The organism is Citrobacter sp. CtB7.12 (assembly GCF_001297795.1).
Classification (GTDB): domain Bacteria; phylum Pseudomonadota; class Gammaproteobacteria; order Enterobacterales; family Enterobacteriaceae; genus Citrobacter_A; species Citrobacter_A amalonaticus.
Window position 1 is genome coordinate 55414 of the sequence record NZ_LIFT01000005.1, and the last position, 18887, is coordinate 74300.

At 52.7% G+C, this 18887-nt stretch carries 16 protein-coding genes; 11 read left to right on the forward strand and 5 right to left on the reverse strand.

Annotation, left to right across the window (positions count from 1 at the left end):
* The first annotated feature begins 18 nt into the window (after positions 1–18).
* Both feoB and feoC read left to right on the forward strand, forming a co-directional pair.
* Positions 19–2340, forward strand: coding sequence for a Fe(2+) transporter permease subunit FeoB (gene feoB, locus AOY24_RS08430; RefSeq protein ID WP_042998428.1), 2322 nt, complete (start codon positions 19–21; stop codon positions 2338–2340).
* Between the two features lie 9 nt (positions 2341–2349).
* Positions 2350–2586, forward strand: coding sequence for a [Fe-S]-dependent transcriptional repressor FeoC (gene feoC / locus AOY24_RS08435; RefSeq protein WP_042998429.1), 237 nt, complete (start codon positions 2350–2352; stop codon positions 2584–2586).
* Between the two features lie 158 nt (positions 2587–2744).
* On the opposite strand, the gene bioH is transcribed toward feoC, so the two are convergent.
* Positions 2745–3515: a pimeloyl-ACP methyl ester esterase BioH gene (bioH, locus tag AOY24_RS08440; protein ID WP_054176474.1), complete on the reverse strand. Its 771-nt coding sequence runs from the start codon at positions 3513–3515 to the stop codon at positions 2745–2747.
* 37 nt (positions 3516–3552) lie between these two features.
* Here bioH and gntX point away from each other — a divergent pair, with 37 nt between their 5' ends.
* From gntX to gntT, 3 genes are all read left to right on the forward strand, one after another.
* Positions 3553–4236, forward strand: coding sequence for a DNA utilization protein GntX (gntX, locus tag AOY24_RS08445; RefSeq protein ID WP_054176475.1), 684 nt, complete (start codon positions 3553–3555; stop codon positions 4234–4236).
* Between the two features lie 58 nt (positions 4237–4294).
* Positions 4295–4870: a Fe-S biogenesis protein NfuA gene (gene nfuA / locus AOY24_RS08450; RefSeq protein ID WP_042998432.1), complete on the forward strand. Its 576-nt coding sequence runs from the start codon at positions 4295–4297 to the stop codon at positions 4868–4870.
* A gap of 322 nt (positions 4871–5192) precedes the next feature.
* Positions 5193–6509: a gluconate transporter gene (gntT, locus tag AOY24_RS08455; protein WP_042998433.1), complete on the forward strand. Its 1317-nt coding sequence runs from the start codon at positions 5193–5195 to the stop codon at positions 6507–6509.
* Positions 6510–6547: 38 nt separating this feature from the next.
* Here the strand turns inward: gntT and malQ are convergent, their stop codons facing one another.
* The gene (gene malQ / locus AOY24_RS08460; RefSeq protein ID WP_054176476.1) at positions 6548–8635 is read right to left on the reverse strand and encodes a 4-alpha-glucanotransferase; all 2088 of its coding nucleotides are present in this window, start codon (positions 8633–8635) and stop codon (positions 6548–6550) included.
* A 9-nt stretch (positions 8636–8644) separates the two neighbouring features.
* Positions 8645–11038, reverse strand: coding sequence for a maltodextrin phosphorylase (malP, locus tag AOY24_RS08465; RefSeq protein ID WP_044253517.1), 2394 nt, complete (start codon positions 11036–11038; stop codon positions 8645–8647).
* Positions 11039–11414: 376 nt separating this feature from the next.
* Here malP and AOY24_RS08470 point away from each other — a divergent pair, with 376 nt between their 5' ends.
* From AOY24_RS08470 to malT, 6 genes are all read left to right on the forward strand, one after another.
* Positions 11415–11894 (forward strand): Hcp family type VI secretion system effector, encoded by a 480-nt coding sequence (locus AOY24_RS08470; RefSeq protein ID WP_042998436.1) that lies wholly within the window; start codon positions 11415–11417, stop codon positions 11892–11894.
* Between the two features lie 28 nt (positions 11895–11922).
* Positions 11923–12789 carry a hypothetical protein gene (locus AOY24_RS08475; protein WP_054176477.1) on the forward strand — a complete coding sequence of 289 codons (867 nt, stop codon included), beginning with the start codon at positions 11923–11925 and terminating at the stop codon, positions 12787–12789.
* 9 nt (positions 12790–12798) lie between these two features.
* A complete protein-coding gene (locus AOY24_RS08480; protein WP_054176478.1) occupies positions 12799–13242 on the forward strand; it encodes a hypothetical protein in 444 nt (147 codons plus the stop codon).
* Between the two features lie 9 nt (positions 13243–13251).
* Complete coding sequence (locus AOY24_RS08485) at positions 13252–13683, forward strand: hypothetical protein (RefSeq protein WP_054176479.1); 432 nt, start codon at positions 13252–13254, stop codon at positions 13681–13683.
* A gap of 27 nt (positions 13684–13710) precedes the next feature.
* On the forward strand, positions 13711–14133 hold the full coding sequence (locus AOY24_RS08490; protein ID WP_054176480.1) for a hypothetical protein: 423 nt from the start codon (positions 13711–13713) through the stop codon (positions 14131–14133).
* A gap of 378 nt (positions 14134–14511) precedes the next feature.
* Positions 14512–17217, forward strand: a complete 2706-nt coding sequence (gene malT / locus AOY24_RS08495) for an HTH-type transcriptional regulator MalT (RefSeq protein WP_044253525.1) — start codon at positions 14512–14514, stop codon at positions 17215–17217.
* Positions 17218–17266: 49 nt separating this feature from the next.
* Here the strand turns inward: malT and AOY24_RS08500 are convergent, their stop codons facing one another.
* Together AOY24_RS08500 and glpG are read right to left on the reverse strand one after the other, a co-directional pair.
* Positions 17267–18025, reverse strand: a complete 759-nt coding sequence (locus AOY24_RS08500) for a DeoR/GlpR family transcriptional regulator (protein WP_042998447.1) — start codon at positions 18023–18025, stop codon at positions 17267–17269.
* A 15-nt stretch (positions 18026–18040) separates the two neighbouring features.
* Positions 18041–18871 (reverse strand): rhomboid family intramembrane serine protease GlpG, encoded by an 831-nt coding sequence (glpG, locus tag AOY24_RS08505; protein ID WP_042998448.1) that lies wholly within the window; start codon positions 18869–18871, stop codon positions 18041–18043.
* Positions 18872–18887: the final 16 nt, after the last annotated feature.

The following is an 18887-nucleotide window of genomic DNA, read 5'->3' on the forward strand; positions in this document are numbered from 1 at the left end:
TACAGTGAGTCTATAACGATGAAAAAATTAACCATTGGCTTAATTGGTAATCCAAATTCCGGCAAGACAACCCTGTTTAACCAACTGACCGGTGCGCGCCAGCGCGTAGGCAACTGGGCTGGGGTCACCGTGGAACGTAAAGAGGGGCAATTCACGACCACGGATCATCAGGTCACGCTGGTCGATCTGCCCGGCACGTATTCGCTCACTACCATCTCTTCGCAAACCTCTCTGGATGAGCAGATTGCCTGCCACTACATTCTGAGCGGCGACGCCGACCTGTTAATTAACGTGGTAGATGCCTCAAATCTTGAGCGTAACCTCTATCTGACGCTGCAACTGCTTGAGCTGGGCATTCCCTGCATTGTTGCACTCAACATGCTCGACATTGCGGAAAAACAGAAAATCCGCATTGATATCGATGCCCTTTCAACCCGCCTTGGCTGCCCGGTCGTCCCGCTGGTTTCTACCCGTGGACGCGGTATCGAAGCGCTGAAGCTGGCGATTGACCGCCACAGCAAGAACGAAAACGTTGAACTGGTGCATTACGCCCAGCCGCTGCTGCGTGAGGCCGATAAACTGGCAAACGCCATGGCTAAAGAAATGCCGGTACAACAGCGCCGCTGGCTCGGCCTGCAAATGCTGGAAGGGGATATCTACAGCCGGGCATACGCCGGTGACGCTGCTGCGCAACTGGATATTTCGCTGGCGCATCTGAGCGACGAGATGGACGACCCGGCACTGCATATCGCCGATGCGCGTTACCAGTGCATTGCGGCGATCTGCGACGTGGTGAGCAACACTTTAACAGCAGAGCCCAGCCGCTTTACAACGGCGGTGGATAAAATCATCCTCAACCGTTTTCTCGGTCTGCCGATCTTCCTGTTTGTGATGTACCTGATGTTCCTGCTTGCCATTAACATTGGCGGCGCGCTGGCCCCTATTTTTGATGCTGGCTCTGTGGCGATTTTTATTCACGGTATCCAGTGGATCGGTTATACCCTTCACTTCCCGGACTGGCTGACCATTTTCCTCGCCCAAGGGCTGGGCGGTGGGATTAACACCGTTCTGCCGCTGGTTCCGCAGATCGGCATGATGTACCTGTTCCTCTCGTTCCTCGAAGACTCCGGTTACATGGCGCGCGCAGCGTTTGTGATGGACCGTCTGATGCAGGCGCTGGGACTGCCGGGCAAATCATTCGTCCCGCTGATTGTCGGCTTTGGCTGCAACGTGCCATCGGTGATGGGGGCCCGCACCCTGGATGCGCCACGTGAGCGTCTGATGACTATCATGATGGCACCGTTCATGTCCTGTGGGGCACGACTGGCGATTTTCGCCGTGTTTGCGGCGGCCTTCTTCGGGCAGAACGGCGCGCTGGCGGTGTTCTCCCTGTATGTGCTGGGCATTGTGATGGCGGTTCTGACCGGCCTGATGCTCAAACACACGATCATGCGTGGCGAAGCGTCTCCGTTTGTTATGGAGCTTCCGGTTTATCACGTCCCGCATATCAAGAGTCTGATCATCCAGACCTGGCAGCGCCTGAAAGGGTTTGTGCTGCGCGCCGGTAAAGTGATCGTCATTGTCAGCATCTTCCTGAGCGCGTTTAACAGCTTTTCACTCAGCGGCAAGATTGTCGATAATATCAACGATTCGGCGCTGGCCTCCGTCAGTCGCGTCATCACTCCCATCTTTAAACCGATTGGTGTTCATGAAGACAACTGGCAGGCAACGGTTGGGCTGTTCACGGGTGCGATGGCGAAAGAAGTGGTGGTCGGTACACTCAACACGCTCTATACCGCAGAAAACATTCAGGATGAGGAATTTAATCCGGCTGAATTTAATCTTGGCGATGAGCTGCTGAGCGCGCTGGATGAAACCTGGCAGAGCCTGAAAGATACTTTCAGCCTGAGCGTACTGGCGAACCCTATTGAAGCCAGCAAAGGCGACGGAGAAATGGCGACTGGCGCAATGGGCGTCATGGATGCGAAATTTGGCAGCGCGGCGGCAGCCTACAGCTACCTGATTTTCGTCCTGCTGTATGTTCCCTGCATCTCGGTAATGGGGGCAATTGCCCGTGAATCGAGCCGCGGCTGGATGGGCTTCTCCATTCTGTGGGGGCTGAACATCGCCTACTCGCTGTCAACCCTGTTCTACCAGGTCGCCAGCTACAGTGAGCATCCGCGCTACAGTCTGGTTTGTATCCTGGCCGTGATCCTGTTTAACGTTGTGGTGCTGGGACTGCTGCGCCGGGCGCGTAGCCGGGTGGATGTCAATCTGCTGGCCACGCGGAAAAAAGCCAGCGATTGCTGCGCCAGTACAACCACCGGCGATTGTCACTAAGGTGTCACGATGGCTTCGCTCATTCAGGTTCGCGATTTATTGGCCTTGCGGGGGCGCATGGAGGCAGCGCAAATCAGCCATACATTGCAAACGCCGCAGCCGATGATCGACGCCATGCTCAGTCAACTGGAAATGATGGGTAAAGCTATGCGGATTCAGGAAGAACCTGACGGCTGTCTCTCCGGAAGCTGCAAAAGTTGCCCGGAAGGCAAAGCCTGCCTGCGTGAATGGTGGGCGCTGCGTTAAGGTATTACGGAGAGTCCGCAAGCAGCACGGCGTTTGTATGGTGCGTCGTTGCCACTGGTGGTTACCGTCGTTCCTGATGACGAGATTATGCTGCATCGCGCGGAATCATTAATCTCCGGCCCGGTAAGTAAGACACTTTCCGGGCATTTTTCTTCGCGTTACAGTCTTTGCTTTAGCGCCACCAGCGTCTGACAGAATTCATCAGGATGCGAAATAAACGGGGCATGCGCTGCCCTGGCAAAGATCAGCGATTCGCTCGCTGGCCATAGTGCATCAAGCAGTGGCACCACCTTGCGGGGAACCAACCCGTCAAGATAGCCGTACAAACGCAGGAACGGTACCGTTAACGATGTCAGTGACTCGCGCAGATCAACCGTTTTCAGGATCTCCAGCCCTCCGTTAAGCACATCTACCGGCGGCATCGGCAGCGCCAGCACGGTCTTTTTCAATGCGCGTGCATCCTGACGCGCCGTTTCCGTTCCCATCGTTTGCAATGCCAGAAAGCGCTCTACCGTCCGCTGGAAGTCTTCACTCAGTTGCTGCTGGAACCCCGCCAGGACTTCCGGCTTAATCCCCGGCCAATTTTCACGTGCGCTGAAACAGGGCGATGACGCCACCGTCACCAGCGCCTGAACGCGCTCGGGATGAGTTAATGCCACCTGGCTCGCCACTAACCCGCCAAGACTCCAGCCGAGCCAGATAGCGCTCTCTGGCGCCAGTTCCAGGACGCGCTCCGCCATTTCATCAAGCGTCATGGCCCCAAAACCCTGGCTGCGGCCAAAGCCCGGTAAATCGACCAGATGCAGCGTAAAATGCGAGCTCAGTTCCTCGCTAATGCAATGCCACACTTCGGCGTTAAGTCCCCATCCGTGCAGCAGCACAAGATGACAATTTCCCTCTCCACGGGTCTGCCACCAGATGTCATTCATCAGTTACTGTTCTCTTTTCGCCAACAAGGATGAATCTATGCTAACAGTACCGGGATTATGCTGGCTATGCCGAATGCCGCTGGCGCTGAGTCGTTGGGGGATCTGTTCTGTCTGCGAACGCGCTGCGCGTCGGCACGTCTCGCTCTGTCCACGATGTGGACTCCCCTCCTCGCATCCCACAATGGCCTGCGGGCGCTGCCTGCAAAAAGCGCCGCCCTGGCAGCGACTGATTACCGTCAGCGATTATGCCCCGCCGCTCAGCACACTCATTCATCAACTTAAGTTTTCCCGGCGCAGCGACATCGCCCCCGCGCTGTCGCGCGTTTTGCTGCTGGAGGTATTGCAGGCGCGTCGTCAGACCGGGCTGACCCTGCCGGACAGGCTGATTAGCGTTCCTCTCTGGCAGCGCCGCCACTGGCGCAGGGGGTTTAATCAGAGCGATCTGTTATGCCAGTCGCTGTCTCGCTGGCTGCGCTGTCCCTGGGACAGTCGAAGCGTTACGCGCATTCGCCCTACCGCCACTCAGCACCATCTCAGTGCCAGATTGCGCAAGCGCAACCTGAAAAATGCCTTTCGCCTTGAATTGCCGGTGAAGGGACTCCATATGGTTGTTGTGGATGATGTCATCACGACCGGGAGTACCGTCGCGGAGATCGCACAGCTGCTTTTACGCAACGGCGCGGCGACTGTCCAGGTATGGTGCCTGTGTCGAACCTTGTAGAGCCTCGATGATGGGCGTATTATAACCAACTAAAATAGTCAACTATTAGGCCATTACTATGATCCGTATTTCCGATGCTGCACAAGCGCACTTTGCCAAACTGCTGGCAAATCAGGAAGAAGGGACACAAATCCGTGTATTTGTGATTAATCCCGGTACGCCTAACGCTGAATGTGGCGTTTCTTATTGTCCGCCGGACGCCGTGGAAGCAACCGACACCGCCCTGAAATTTGACCTGCTGACCGCTTATGTTGATGAGCTGAGCGCGCCCTATCTGGAAGACGCTGAGATCGATTTCGTGACCGATCAACTGGGTTCCCAACTGACGCTAAAAGCGCCGAACGCGAAAATGCGTAAAGTGGCTGACGATGCGCCGCTGATGGAACGCGTGGAGTATATGCTCCAGTCGCAAATCAACCCGCAGCTTGCCGGTCACGGTGGTCGTGTCTCTCTGATGGAGATCACCGACGAAGGCTACGCCATTCTGCAGTTTGGTGGCGGCTGTAACGGCTGTTCCATGGTCGATGTGACCCTGAAAGAAGGGATCGAGAAGCAGCTGCTGAACGAGTTCCCGGAACTGAAAGGCGTTCGCGACCTGACCGAACACCAGCGTGGCGAACACTCATACTACTAAGTTCGCTGCTCGCGTATTGCCCGATGGCGCTAACGCTTATCGGGCATAGCGCCCCTCTTTGCGTCTTTTGCAATATCCTCTTCGATAATTTGACCTGCCTCGCATAATTTAAATTTTGCCTGCCGGGGTGATTCTCAATCACCCTATGTTACCCGTATCATTCATATGGGCACCAAACACACACATCACATCCGACTAAACTAGATAGTTTTAAGGGTAATCCGTCGAGGTGCCGTTACGTCTCTGTTCCCGGTTGGGACAAACGTAGTTTGTCGTCAAAACATTGACGTTACCCATAACAAATTGAAAGGCCAGGTAAATCATGCCATTAGTCATCGTTGCTATCGGTGTAATTTTGTTATTGCTCCTGATGATCCGCTTCAAAATGAACGGTTTCATCGCTCTCGTCCTGGTGGCGCTTGCGGTTGGATTGATGCAAGGAATGCCGCTCGATAAAGTCATCGGCTCCATCAAAGCGGGTGTCGGCGGCACCCTGGGAAGTCTTGCCCTGATTATGGGCTTTGGCGCCATGCTCGGCAAAATGCTGGCAGACTGCGGGGGTGCGCAACGTATCGCCACCACGCTGATTGCGAAATTTGGTAAGAAACACATTCAGTGGGCCGTGGTATTAACCGGTTTCACCGTCGGTTTTGCACTGTTCTATGAAGTGGGCTTTGTGCTGATGCTGCCGCTGGTGTTCACTATTGCCGCCGCGGCTAACATCCCGCTGCTGTATGTCGGTGTTCCGATGGCTGCGGCGCTCTCCGTCACGCACGGCTTCCTGCCCCCGCACCCAGGCCCGACCGCTATCGCGACCATTTTCCATGCCGACATGGGTAAAACCCTGCTGTTTGGTACGATCCTGGCAATCCCGACCGTCATTCTGGCGGGTCCGGTCTTCGCTCGCTGCCTGAAAGGCATCGATAAGCCGATCCCGGAAGGTCTGTACAGCGCGAAAACCTTCACGGAAGAAGAGATGCCGAGCTTTGGCGTCAGCGTCTGGACCTCACTGGTTCCGGTGGTACTGATGGCAATGCGCGCTATTGCAGAGATGATCCTGCCAAAAGGCCATGCGTTCCTGCCTGTTGCCGAGTTCTTTGGTGACCCGGTGATGGCAACCCTGATTGCAGTCCTGATCGCCCTGTTCACCTTCGGTCTGAACCGTGGCCGTTCAATGGATCAGATTAACGATACGCTGACCTCTTCCATCAAAATTATCGCAATGATGCTGTTGATCATCGGCGGTGGCGGTGCGTTCAAGCAGGTGCTGGTCGACAGCGGCGTGGACAAATACATTGCGTCCATGATGCACGAAACCAATATTTCTCCGCTGCTGATGGCATGGTCTATCGCCGCCGTTCTGCGTATCGCGCTGGGTTCTGCTACCGTTGCCGCAATTACGGCGGGTGGAATTGTCGCACCGCTGATCGCAACCACCGGCGTCAGCCCTGAGCTGATGGTTATCGCTGTCGGTTCCGGTAGCGTTATCTTCTCTCACGTAAACGACCCTGGCTTCTGGCTGTTCAAAGAGTACTTTAACCTGACCATCGGCGAGACTATCAAGTCCTGGTCGATGCTGGAAACCATTATCTCTGTCTGCGGACTGATTGGCTGTCTGCTGCTGGGAACGGTGGTTTAACGCTAAAAAGAACCCGCCAGTTGGCGGGTTCTTTATTTTTACGTCTTCTTCGCTGCCGCTTTTCGCCGTTTATCCAGATCCTTAATCAGCTTGTTCACCCGTTCATCGGCAAACATCGCTTCAAGAGTCACGGAGAGCTTACGACGCCAGTTTTTGTACTCTGAACTGGTCCCCGGAATGTTGACCGGCTCCGCCATATCCAGCCAGTCTTCCGGCTGCAACCCTAATAACGCACTGTTACTGTCGGCGATATAACGCTGCATCCCCCGATTGAGCATCGGCGTCATCGCCATCAGCGAAGCCTTACGCCCGGCACGTTTTGGCAGGCAACCGTACTTGTGCAGCGCATCTAATAGCCCTTGTTTCGCCCGCTCACGGTCCTGATACAGTCCGCGCAGCACCACTTCATCAGGATACAGTCCCAGCGCTTTGCCCAGCGTCAAATCACCGCTGTCCCAATAACCTTTGAGCGTAGGAAGATCATGCGTCGTCGCGACAGCCATTGATTGTTCCGGATACGCTTTTGGCGCACGGTAGTTCTTCTCATGGTCGTTCTCGAAATAGAGCACTTTGTAAGAGTACACGCCGCTGGTTCGCAGTTTGCCAACAATCTCCACCGGAACGGTACCCAGGTCTTCACCAATCACCATGCAATGGTGACGCTGACTTTCCAGCGCCAGAATCGACAACAGGTCGTCGACCGGATAGTGAACATAGGCGCCGTGGTCGGCGGTTTCACCGTAGGGGATCCACCACAACCGCAGCATCGACATGACATGATCGATGCGCAGCGCGCCGCAGTTTTGCATATTCGCCCGCAGGAGTTCGATAAACGGCTCGTAGGCACGCGCCGTAATGATATGCGGATCCATCGGCGGCAGGCCCCAGTTCTGTCCAAGCGGACCGAGGATATCCGGCGGCGCGCCAACAGAGGCTTTCAGGCAATACAGCTCGCGATCGCACCAGGTTTCCGCCCCACCTTCCGCCACGCCCACCGCCAGATCGCGATACAGCCCAATTGGCATCTTAAAGCCCTGACTGGTTTCCCAGCAGGCGGCAAACTGGATGTACGCCAGCCACTGTAACCAGAGATAAAAATCCACTTCATCACGATGTTCGTGACAGAATTTTTCCACCTCCGGCGAATCAACAGACTGATACGCTTCCGGCCAGGCCGGCCAGCCCCAGCGCAGTTCATCCTCTTTCACCTGCCAGGTATGCAGCGCATCAAACGCCGCCTGCCAGTACAGGCTGTCGCCTTCCTGAGCCACGAACGCCCGGAATGCCGCCATCTGTTCATCGTCGCGCGTGGCAAACCCTTTCCATGCCATGCGCAGCGCGGTCATCTTCAGCGTGGTGACTGCCGAGTAATCCACCCATTGGGCATCCCGCGCCTGTTGCAGTATTTTCTGCGTATCGGGCATCTGCCACCAGGCCTGCGCTTCTTGACTCAGGCGAAAATCATCGACAGCGTTCACATCAATGTAAATGACGTTCAGCCAGCGACGTGAAGACGGGCTGTACGGGCTGGCGCTCTCCGGGTTTGCCGGATAGAGCGCGTGGATCGGATTGAGACCGATAAACGCCCCCCCGCGTTTTGCTACATCCACCAGCATTGACTTCAGATCGCCGAAATCACCGATTCCCCAGTTGTGCTCTGAACGCAGCGTATAGAGCTGTACGCAGGCACCCCAGAGTTTCTGCCCGGTCAGCAGCGCCTGCGGCTCGTAGCAGCGTTTTGGCGCCACGATGATGCGGCAATGGTGTCGCTGTTCATCCTGCGTCAGGGTCAACGTGTGATAACCCAGCGGCAGCTTTGTCGGCAGAGTAAAGGATTTCCCGCCGGTGGCGTGCCCCTTAAACTGCCCCCCCTCTTCGGTGGTCAACAGCCAGTTGAATTCACCGTGTCCCTCTACCGCTAGCGACATCTTTTTGCCTGCGGTGTAGACCATCACATTCGGTACCGCCGTCACCGCTACCTTTGCGGCGGCAGCGGTACGGTGCATAGCATCCAACAAACGTCGCTTGGTTTCGGCACCAATTGACTGCGGCTTGCCGTGGGCATTGATATAATTGGGACTGATCCCCGCCGCCAGCGCGGCATTATCCAGACGTTTGCTATCCATCGCGCTTCCTTAGCGTTTCGCCTGCCAGATTCGGGTCTGATAATCGCGAATGGAGCGATCCGAGCTGAACATACCGCAGCGTGCGGAGTTCAGGATCGCCGCACGCGTCCAGGCCTCCTGGTCACGATACAACACATCCACCTGTTTCTGCGCCTCAACGTAGGCCGCAAAGTCCGCCATCACCAGATACGGATCGCCCCCCTGTTTGCCTATGCTGTGCAGCATCTGATCAAAGGCATGCTTATCGCCGGCGCTGAACTTACCGCTCTCCAGCTCTTTCAGCACGGCATCGAGTACTTTATCCTTTTTGCGCCATTTCAGCGGATCGTAGCCTTTGGCTTTCAGCGCCTTCACCTGTTCCACGGTATGCCCAAAGATAAAGATATTCTCATCACCCACTTTCTCGGCGATTTCTACGTTCGCGCCGTCCAGGGTGCCGACCGTCAGTGCGCCGTTTAGCGCCAGCTTCATGTTGCCGGTGCCGGAAGCTTCTTTCCCCGCTGTGGAGATCTGCTCGGAGATATCCGCCGCCGGAATCAGCATTTCTGCCGCTGACACGCAGTAATCCGGCAGGAACACCACTTTCAGTTTGTCGCCGACGTTCGGGTCGTTATTAATGGTTTCCGCCACCTTGTTAATGGCAAAGATGATGTTTTTCGCCAGGTAGTAACCCGGAGCCGACTTCGCGCCAAACAGGAACACGCGCGGTACGCGATCGGCCTGCGGGTTTTCGCGAATCTCTTTATACAACGCCAGGATATGCAGCAGGTTCAGGTGCTGACGTTTGTATTCGTGCAGACGCTTAATCTGAATATCGAAAATCGCCTGCGGGTTAATCTCAATCCCGGTACGAACTTTCACAAACTCAGCCAGACGTACCTTATTGGCCTGCTTGATATCACGCCAGGTCTTGCGGAATTTAGCATCATCAGCGTACTTCTCAAGATTGATCAACTGATCGAGATCGTTCGCCCACTCTTTTTTCAGCGTTTTATCAAACAGCGCAGCCAGTTCCGGGTTGCACTGTTTGATCCAGCGACGCGGCGTGATGCCGTTGGTCACGTTATGGAACTTGTTCGGCCACAGTTGGTGATATTCCGGGAACAGATCTTTCACCACCAGATCGGAGTGCAGCGCGGCAACGCCGTTGACCGCAAAGCCGCTGACGACGCACATGTTCGCCATGCGCACCTGTTTGTCGTGAACCACCGCCAGCTTTGCCCAAACCTGCTTGTCGCCAGGCCAGGTTTTATCGACCAGCGTCTTAAAGCGATCGTTAATCTCTTTGATGATCTGCATATGACGCGGCAGCAGCGCTTTCACCAGCTTCTCATCCCAGCACTCCAGCGCTTCTGGCATCAGGGTATGGTTGGTATAAGCGAAGGTCTTGCTGGTGATCGCCCAGGCGTCGTCCCAGCTCATCTGATGCTCGTCAAGCAGCACGCGCAGCAGTTCCGGAATCGCAATTGTCGGATGGGTATCGTTCAGTTGAATGACTTCGTAATCCGCCAGCTCATGCAGTTTGCGGCCAGCCAGATGATGACGACGCAGAATGTCTGCCACTGAACAGGCGCACTGGAAGTATTGCTGCATCAGACGCAGCTTCTTACCCGCCGTGTGGTTATCGTTCGGGTAAAGCACTTTGGTCAGTTTATCGGCGTCAATCCCCTGCTGTTCCGCACGCAGAAAATCACCGTCATTAAATTTGGTCAGGTTAAACGGATGAGCGTGAGTGGCCTGCCACAGACGCAGCGGTTGCGCCACGCCGTTACGGTAGCCCAGCACCGGCAGATCCCACGCCTGCCCGGTAATCACAAAGCCGGGTTCCCAGTGACCGCCTTTTGTCACCTTACCGCCAATACCCACCTGCACATCAAGCTGCTCGTTATGACGGAACCACGGATAGCTGCCGCGATGCCAGTCATCCGGCGCTTCCATTTGCTGGCCGTCGGCAAAGGATTGACGGAACAGGCCGTACTGATAGTTCAGACCATAACCGGTGGCAGATTGACCCACGGTCGCCATTGAGTCCAGGAAGCAGGCGGCAAGACGCCCTAATCCTCCGTTGCCCAGCGCCGGGTCGATCTCTTCTTCCAGCAAATCGGTCAGCTGGACGTCGTACGCTTTCAGCGCATCGCTCACCGCCTGATACCAGCCCAGGTTAAGCAGATTATTCCCCGTCAGACGACCAATCAGGAACTCCATCGAGATGTAGTTCACATGGCGCTGATTTTTCGCCGGTTTCGCCACAGGTTGGGCACTGAGAAGTTCCGCCAGCGCGCCGCTGACGGCGTGCCACCATTGACGGGACGTCATCTCGTGAGCTGACAGTAAACCGAAACGCTGCCACTGACGTGTCAGGGCTGCCTGAAATTGCTCTTGATTGAAGGTTGGCTGTGACATAGGAATTCCGGGTCCTTTGGTAAAAAACAACGTTATCGCTAGTTTGCCAGGCTCAATGTTGACCTTCCTCATCCCACTCTTGATTAGGCGGGGAGGAGTAGTGGGGATGAGCGTAAAAGTGTGATCGGTGCCACTCTCGCGTACCGCACCCGACTGTTCAGTTCACAGTCATACACTTATTTTAAACCATTTTTATATTTTACCTGGCTCTAATCACAGAATCAGGGAAGAAATGATATAACGCGGATATGAAGAATCTCTCTGGTTTCAAGTCCATATAAAAACAAAACCAGTTGAAATGACAATAATACAAGCGCACACTAAATTTATTGTATTTTAATATATTATCACCACTAATAAATTAAAAGGAAATAATATGTCCCATTTATCCTGGCTCACGCTGACAGGAGAGATTCAGGGAGATATATCAGCGCAGTGCGGCTCCCGGAGTTCAATAGGTAATAAATCTCAAACCCGTCATATTGATCAGATAATGATTTACGCACTTGAACATGAAACATCACGGCAACAAAATGTTTGTCATCATGAATTGCAAATAATTAAGCCCGTTGACCGTTCGTCGCCGTTACTCAGCAAAGCCATCAACGATAACGAAACGCTTGAGTGTGAACTCGACCTGTATCGCGTTAATCCAGGAGGTCAACAGGAGATCTACTATAAAATTAAACTATTCAAAGCTCATATTTCTAACATCAAAATAATTGTGCCACATAATATTATTGAACATGGAAACGAAGCACAGGAACGTGTTTGTTTTACGTATGAATCCATCAGTTGGGAACACTGTATGGCGAGCACCAGCGCATTTAGCTTTTGGAGCGACCGACTCTTCTGAGTCTGAATAACATATATAAGGAAATAGCATGCGTCATCGTCCCTCTTCTTCGTTGTACGAGAACACTTCACGTCATCCCGATGGCGATCCGCTGCGCGGCTCAGCAGACATCCACTGGAGTTCAATGAACCCTGTGCAGCGCGATATGGCTTTTATGGATGGATCATTCATCACACAACACCACCATATCCTCCTGTTGACGATAGAAGAAGCACAGCAAGTCGTGGATGACTTAATGGGAGGAATTGATCAGTTTTTTTCGTACCGCGCAGCGCCGGGGAATATGAAAGATGGACTGGATGCCTTTCGCAGTCTGTCTAAGCTCACAACATATTACAACCCGGCTAACGAATTGGTTTTTAACTTTACTGTATTAAAAATAAAAGCGATCGAGTACAACGTGGGCGGCAAAGCCTATATAAAAATTACGGGATACCCTGCGTTACGCCGTATTCTTAACGGGACCCGCTACGGTGCCAGGCATCCGCAAATACTGGAAATGGCCATCGGTAAACGTGGGCTTTACAATAGTATCAGGAGTGGCGTCAGATATTGCCTCTATTTTTCTCTGGCCTGGCGAGCTATCGAATTGATTTTTAAATCAGATTATCAGATGGTGGATTTTCTGGTCGATATTTCAATGGACATGGCTAAAGCGGTAGTGTCGGGGGTTGTGATTGGGGTGGTCGCGGGAGTTTTGACTTTAATTAGTGCACCAATAATTGTTGCAATTGGATTCATAGTTGCCATAGGAATAGGTCTCAACATTGGACTTAACATAATTGATGACAAATTGGGGCTATCAAATGCGTTAAAAGAAAAGCTTCGTGATTATATACATCATCATAAAAATTACGATTATGGATTCGATTCTCCCTACTTTGACTCATTTTAAGGAGGACTTATGAAGAAATTATTTATGCGGCTAATGTGTTTTTTTCTGATTATCTTTCCCCTTGCCATTCTAGATTTACAAATATTTGGTTTTGTAATGACCGATTTCTTATCTTTGATAAGAATGGGTGATGTAATCACATATCACCATACGTGCTTACTAATAAGTGGAATACCGTTAATGTTGTATACAACCTTTGCTATGGTACGGGTTTTATTCAGCAATGATTTGCAATACAAAGCCCTTCCTGATCCTTTTGAAGTCTGGGTGCTGGGCACTGGCGCGCTCTTTTTTGCTATCGGCTTTATTGCAAACTTTATTGTCCTGTTTTTATTTCTGGTATCGCCATACCACTACTGCCCGCAGGACAACCTTCATGATTATCATGTGATCGATATAAAACTTTGCGAAACCCTTGTTGATAATCGTAGTTTTTTTAATCGCTCATTTTAAGGAGGTCTTATGGAAAAATTATTTAAGCGGTTAATGTGCCTTTTATTAATTACCTTCCTCCTTAGCATGCTTTATGCATTAATATTTGGTAATGTAATGACCGATTTCTTATCTTTGATAAGAATGGGTGATGTAATCACATATCACCATACGTGCTTACTAATAAGTGGAATACCGTTAATGTTGTATACAACCTTTGCTATGGTACGGGTTTTATTCAGCAATGATTTGCAATACAAAGCCCTTCCTGATCCTTTTGAAGTCTGGGTGCTGGGCACTGGCGCGCTCTTTTTTGCTATCGGCTTTATTGCAAACTTTATTGTCCTGTTTTTATTTCTGGTATCGTCATATCACTCCTGCCCACAGGACAACCTTCATGATTATCATGTGACTGATGTTAAGCTTTGCGAAAACCTTGTTGATAATCGTAGTTTTTTTTAACTCTCATTTATGTACAGGCAAACAGGCATGCGAAAATTACGACTCCAAATCATAATTATTTTTTTTTGTTTTGGCTTTTTGGATTTCTTATTCTTTGGATTGGTTATGACGGATTTTTTATCTTTAATGAGGATGGGAGACGTTATTTCTTATAATCAAACTTGTGCACTTATAGGAGCTATACCTCTGGTCATGTATGTTGTGATTGCTATGGTTCGTGTTTTATTTACCGATGATTTGCAATACAAGGCACTTCCCGATCCTTTTGAAGGATGGGTTCTCGCCGCTATCACCTTATTCTTTATAATCGGTTTTATTGCAAACTGTATTGTGCCATTTCTGTTGCTGGCACTTTCCTACCACTCCTGTCCGCAGGACAACCTTCATGATTATCATGTGACTGATGTTAAGCTTTGCGAAACCCTTGTTGATAATCGTAGTTTCTGGTAGGAGCAGTCATAGAAACTGCTAATAATAACGAGAATAAGATTACCTTTTTTTATATCGATAACATCCTCACCTTTTGATTACCCTTTGTCGGTAAAAATTTTATCACGGTAAGTTACAATTTCGCCTGTCACAGAGAGGATCGTAAGCCTATACAAAGTGTCAGGATTCTTTAGCAAAAGTAAATACCCCGACATCCCCTCCGCCAACCGTATCCAGTAGAGGTTATCCATCAGATAAATTTGTGATGTAGTGCAAATTAAGGCGGTTCATTAACGGACATACCTTGCAAAAGTTCCTAATCTGGCCGACCTTATATCTATTAATTACGAAGCGCAAAAAAAATCGCAGTCCCCCATTTTCCACAGTGAAGTGTTAACTATGTTGATTCCGTCCAAACTAAGTCGTCCGGTTCGTCTCGACCATACAGTGGTCCGTGAGCGCCTGTTGGCTAAACTTTCCGGCGCGAACAATTTCAGGCTGGCCCTGATCACAAGTCCTGCAGGTTATGGGAAGACTACGCTCATTTCACAATGGGCCGCCGGGAAAAGTGAACTCGGCTGGTACTCACTGGATGAGGGCGACAACCAGCAGGAGCGTTTTGCCAGCTATCTGATTGCCGCGGTACAGCAGGCCACTAACGGTCATTGCACTACCAGCGAAGTGATGGTGCAAAAACGGCAGTATGTCAGTCTGACTTCGCTTTTTGCGCAGCTCTTTATTGAGCTGGCGGAATGGCATCGCCCGCTGTATCTGGTCATCGACGATTACCATCTGATCACTAATCCGGTGATTCATGAGTCCATGCGCTTCTTCCTGCGTCATCAGCCTGAAAATCTCACGCTGGTGGTACTGTCGCGTAATTTACCGCAGTTGGGGATTGCCAACCTGCGCGTGCGCGACCAGCTTCTGGAGATAGGCAGTCAGCAACTGGCCTTTAATCATCAGGAAGCCAAACAGTTTTTTGACCGCCGCTTATCCTCCCCCATCGAAGCCGCCGAAAGCAGCCGGATGTGTGACGATGTGGCAGGCTGGGCGACCGCATTACAGCTCATCGCCCTCTCTGCGCGGCAAAACAACCACTCTGCGCATCAGTCGGCACGCCGTCTGGCGGGAATTAACGCCAGCCATCTTTCAGATTATCTGGTCGATGAAGTGCTGGACAGCGTCGATGTCAGCACCCGCCTTTTCCTGCTGAAAAGTGCAGTTTTACGGTCAATGAACGATGCGCTGATTGTACGTGTAACCGGCGAAGAAAATGGTCAGATGCGGCTGGAAGAGATCGAGCGGCAAGGGCTTTTCCTGCAACGGATGGATGACTCCGGCGAATGGTTCAGTTATCACCCGCTGTTTGGCAGTTTCCTGCGCCAGCGCTGCCAGTGGGAACTGGCGACCGAGTTACCTGATATCCATCGCGCCGCAGCGGAAAGCTGGATGGCGCAGGGTTTCCCCAGCGAAGCCATCCACCATGCGCTGGCGGCCGGCGATGCGCATATGCTGCGCGATATTTTGCTTAACCACGCGTGGGGATTGTTTAACCACAGCGAACTGGCGCTGCTGGAAGAGTCACTAAAAGCGCTGCCGTGGGAAAGCCTGCTGGAAAACCCGCGTCTGGTGTTGTTACAGGCCTGGCTGATGCAGAGCCAGCATCGCTACAGCGAAGTAAACACCCTGCTGGCCCGTGCCGAACAAGAGATTCAGGGCGTGATGGACAGCACGCTGCATGCCGAGTTTAACGCGCTCCGCGCTCAGGTGGCGATCAACGACGGCAATCCCGATGAGGCTGAACGCCTGGCGAAACTGGCGCTGGATGAGTTGCCCATCGCCTTGTATTACAGCCGTATTGTTGCAACCTCGGTGCACGGCGAAGTGCTGCACTGTAAAGGCGACCTCTCTCGCTCCTTAACGCTGATGCAGCAGACCGAACAGATGGCGCGTCATCATGATGTCTGGCACTACGCGCTCTGGAGTTTGATCCAGCAGAGTGAAATCCTCTTTGCCCAGGGATTCTTGCAGGCCGCCTGGGAAACCCAGGAGAAAGCGTTCCAGTTGATTAAAGATCAGCATCTGGAACAGTTGCCCATGCACGAATTTCTGGTGCGCATTCGGGCCCAACTGCTGTGGGCGTGGGCACGACTGGATGAAGCGGAAGCCTCTGCGCGCAGCGGTATCGAAGTGCTTTCCGCCTTTCAGCCGCAGCAACAATTACAGTGTCTGGCGCTGTTGGTGCAGTGCTCGTTGGCCCGTGGCGATCTGGACAATGCCCGCAGCCATCTCAACCGCCTGGAGAATCTGCTGGGCAACGGTCACTACCATAGCGACTGGATCTCAAACGCCGATAAAGTTCGGGTGATCTACTGGCAAATGGTCGGCGATAAAAAGTCGGCCGCCAACTGGCTGCGCCAGACGCCGAAACCGGAGTTTGCCAATAACCACTTCCTGCAAGGCCAGTGGCGTAATATCGCCAGAGCGCAAATTCTGCTGGGTGAATTTGAACCCGCTGAAATCGTACTCGAAGAGCTGAATGAAAACGCACGCAGCCTGCGCCTGATGAGCGACCTTAACCGTAACCTGCTGCTGCTCAACCAACTTTACTGGCAGGCCGGGCGCAAAAATGACGCGCAGCGCGTGCTGCTTGATGCCCTGCAATTAGCCAATCGCACCGGATTCATCAGCCATTTCGTGATTGAAGGCGAGTCGATGGCGCAGCAACTACGCCAGCTTATTCAACTGAATACGCTGCCGGAACTGGACCAACACCGCGCGCAGCGCATTCTGCGTGAGATCAACCAGCATCACCGCCACAAGTTCGCCCACTTTGACGAAAGCTTTGTTGAGCGCCTGCTGAACCACCCGGAAGTACCAGAGCTAATCCGCACCAGTCCGCTGACGCAGCGCGAATGGCAGGTGCTGGGGCTTATCTACTCCGGCTACAGCAACGAGCAAATCGCTGGCGAACTGGCGGTAGCGGCGACCACCATCAAGACGCATATCCGTAATTTGTATCAAAAACTGGGCGTGGCGCACCGTCAGGATGCGGTCCAACACGCGCAGCGGCTGCTGAAAATGATGGGTTATGGGGTGTAATGTTGCCCGGCTGCACTCACGCTGACCGGGCAGTCTCTTCATCAACGCGTTAGCACAGTTCCAGTTGAATATGGTTATCGGTGATCACCTTCATTACCCCTGCTGGGGGCAGAGCATCGGTATATACCGCATCCACCAGACTGATACTGCCCATATTCACCATCGCATTACGGCCAAACTTCGAATGATCCGTCACCAGTATGACGTGGCGGGAATTCTCAATAATTGCGCGCTTGGTACGCACCTCGTGATAGTCGAATTCCAGCAGCGAGCCGTCACTGTCGATGCCGCTGATCCCCAGAATGCCGAAGTCCAGGCGGAACTGAGAAATAAAGTCGAGCGTCGCTTCGCCAATAATACCGCCGTCCCGGCTGCGAAGTTCACCACCCGCGAGAATAATGCGAAAATCCTCTTTTACCATCAGCGTGTTCGCCACGTTGAGGTTGTTGGTCACAATACGTAAATTGCTGTGGTCGAGTAGCGCGTACGCCACGGCCTCGGGCGTGGTCCCGATATCAATAAACAGCGTTGAACCGTTAGGGATCTGCGAGGCAACTTTACGCGCAATACGCTCTTTTTCCGCCGTCTGCGTGGCTTTACGATCGTGCCACGGTGTGTTGACGGAACTGGACGGTAGCGCCGCGCCACCGTGATGACGCAGAATCATGTTTTGTTCGGCCAGGTCATTGAGATCCCGGCGAATCGTTTGTGGGCTAACGGAGAAATGCTCCACCAGCTCTTCAGTACTGACGTATCCCTGTTTTTTTACCAGCTCAATGATTGCATCATGTCGTTGTGTTTGTTTCATTGTTATTCCCTGGAACTATGTTCGTTTTCGCGCATTTAACGTATCCGCGAACGCCATTGCCAACCCAACTGCCAGCCCGGCGATATGTGCGCCATTGGCCATCGACATCCCAAACAAATCAAACCATCCGGCGACGATCCAAATCAGCGCGAAAATAATCAGCCCGCGCTGCAGGTAGATTCCGCTTTGCGGATCGCGCTCGCCACGCAGCCAGACGTAACCCATCAGCGCATAAACGACGCCGGAAAGCCCGCCGAACCACGGGCCGCTAAACTTATGCTGCACATATCCGCTCAGTAGGGCGCTGATGACCGTAATCACTATCAGTTTGCCGCTGCCTAAACGTTTTTCAACCGCACCGCCAAGATACCACCACCACAGCAGGTTGAAGAGGATATGCATCAGCGAAAAGTGCATGAAGGCGTGAGTGAAGTAGCGCCAGACGTCAAACTGTAATGATGGGTCAAACGGCCAGGCCAGCCACACCATCACGGTTTGATCGCCAACGATATTCATGACGATAAATACCAGAATGCAGGCCGCCATAATCAGCCAGGTGACCGGGCCGGCACGCTCACGCAGTGTGGCAATAAACGGGAAGCGGCGATAACGCAGCCCACTACCAGTATGACCGGACTGCCAGCTGGCCGCGAGATAGCGCGGATCGCCAGGGTTCTCCATAAAACGCGCCAGCTCAGCATGCACACGTTCGGCCTGCGTTTCATCCGCCAGCCAGACATCGCTTTGATGATGTTGTTGAATGGTCAGGATAACACCCTGCGTCGCCATGTAATCAACAAAGGCCTGTGCCACGCGGGGGTTAGCAAAAGAGGTAATCATCAACATGGTTGCTGTCGCTTAA

Coding starts and splice junctions, on each gene's coding strand:
- feoB (WP_042998428.1), top strand. CDS start 19: ATGAAAAAATTAACCATTGGCTTAATTGGTAATCCAAATTCCGGCAAG.
- feoC (WP_042998429.1), top strand. CDS start 2,350: ATGGCTTCGCTCATTCAGGTTCGCGATTTATTGGCCTTGCGGGGGCGC.
- bioH (WP_054176474.1), bottom strand. CDS start 3,515: ATGAATGACATCTGGTGGCAGACCCGTGGAGAGGGAAATTGTCATCTT.
- gntX (WP_054176475.1), top strand. CDS start 3,553: ATGCTAACAGTACCGGGATTATGCTGGCTATGCCGAATGCCGCTGGCG.
- nfuA (WP_042998432.1), top strand. CDS start 4,295: ATGATCCGTATTTCCGATGCTGCACAAGCGCACTTTGCCAAACTGCTG.
- gntT (WP_042998433.1), top strand. CDS start 5,193: ATGCCATTAGTCATCGTTGCTATCGGTGTAATTTTGTTATTGCTCCTG.
- malQ (WP_054176476.1), bottom strand. CDS start 8,635: ATGGATAGCAAACGTCTGGATAATGCCGCGCTGGCGGCGGGGATCAGT.
- malP (WP_044253517.1), bottom strand. CDS start 11,038: ATGTCACAGCCAACCTTCAATCAAGAGCAATTTCAGGCAGCCCTGACA.
- AOY24_RS08470 (WP_042998436.1), top strand. CDS start 11,415: ATGTCCCATTTATCCTGGCTCACGCTGACAGGAGAGATTCAGGGAGAT.
- AOY24_RS08475 (WP_054176477.1), top strand. CDS start 11,923: ATGCGTCATCGTCCCTCTTCTTCGTTGTACGAGAACACTTCACGTCAT.
- AOY24_RS08480 (WP_054176478.1), top strand. CDS start 12,799: ATGAAGAAATTATTTATGCGGCTAATGTGTTTTTTTCTGATTATCTTT.
- AOY24_RS08485 (WP_054176479.1), top strand. CDS start 13,252: ATGGAAAAATTATTTAAGCGGTTAATGTGCCTTTTATTAATTACCTTC.
- AOY24_RS08490 (WP_054176480.1), top strand. CDS start 13,711: ATGCGAAAATTACGACTCCAAATCATAATTATTTTTTTTTGTTTTGGC.
- malT (WP_044253525.1), top strand. CDS start 14,512: ATGTTGATTCCGTCCAAACTAAGTCGTCCGGTTCGTCTCGACCATACA.
- AOY24_RS08500 (WP_042998447.1), bottom strand. CDS start 18,025: ATGAAACAAACACAACGACATGATGCAATCATTGAGCTGGTAAAAAAA.
- glpG (WP_042998448.1), bottom strand. CDS start 18,871: ATGTTGATGATTACCTCTTTTGCTAACCCCCGCGTGGCACAGGCCTTT.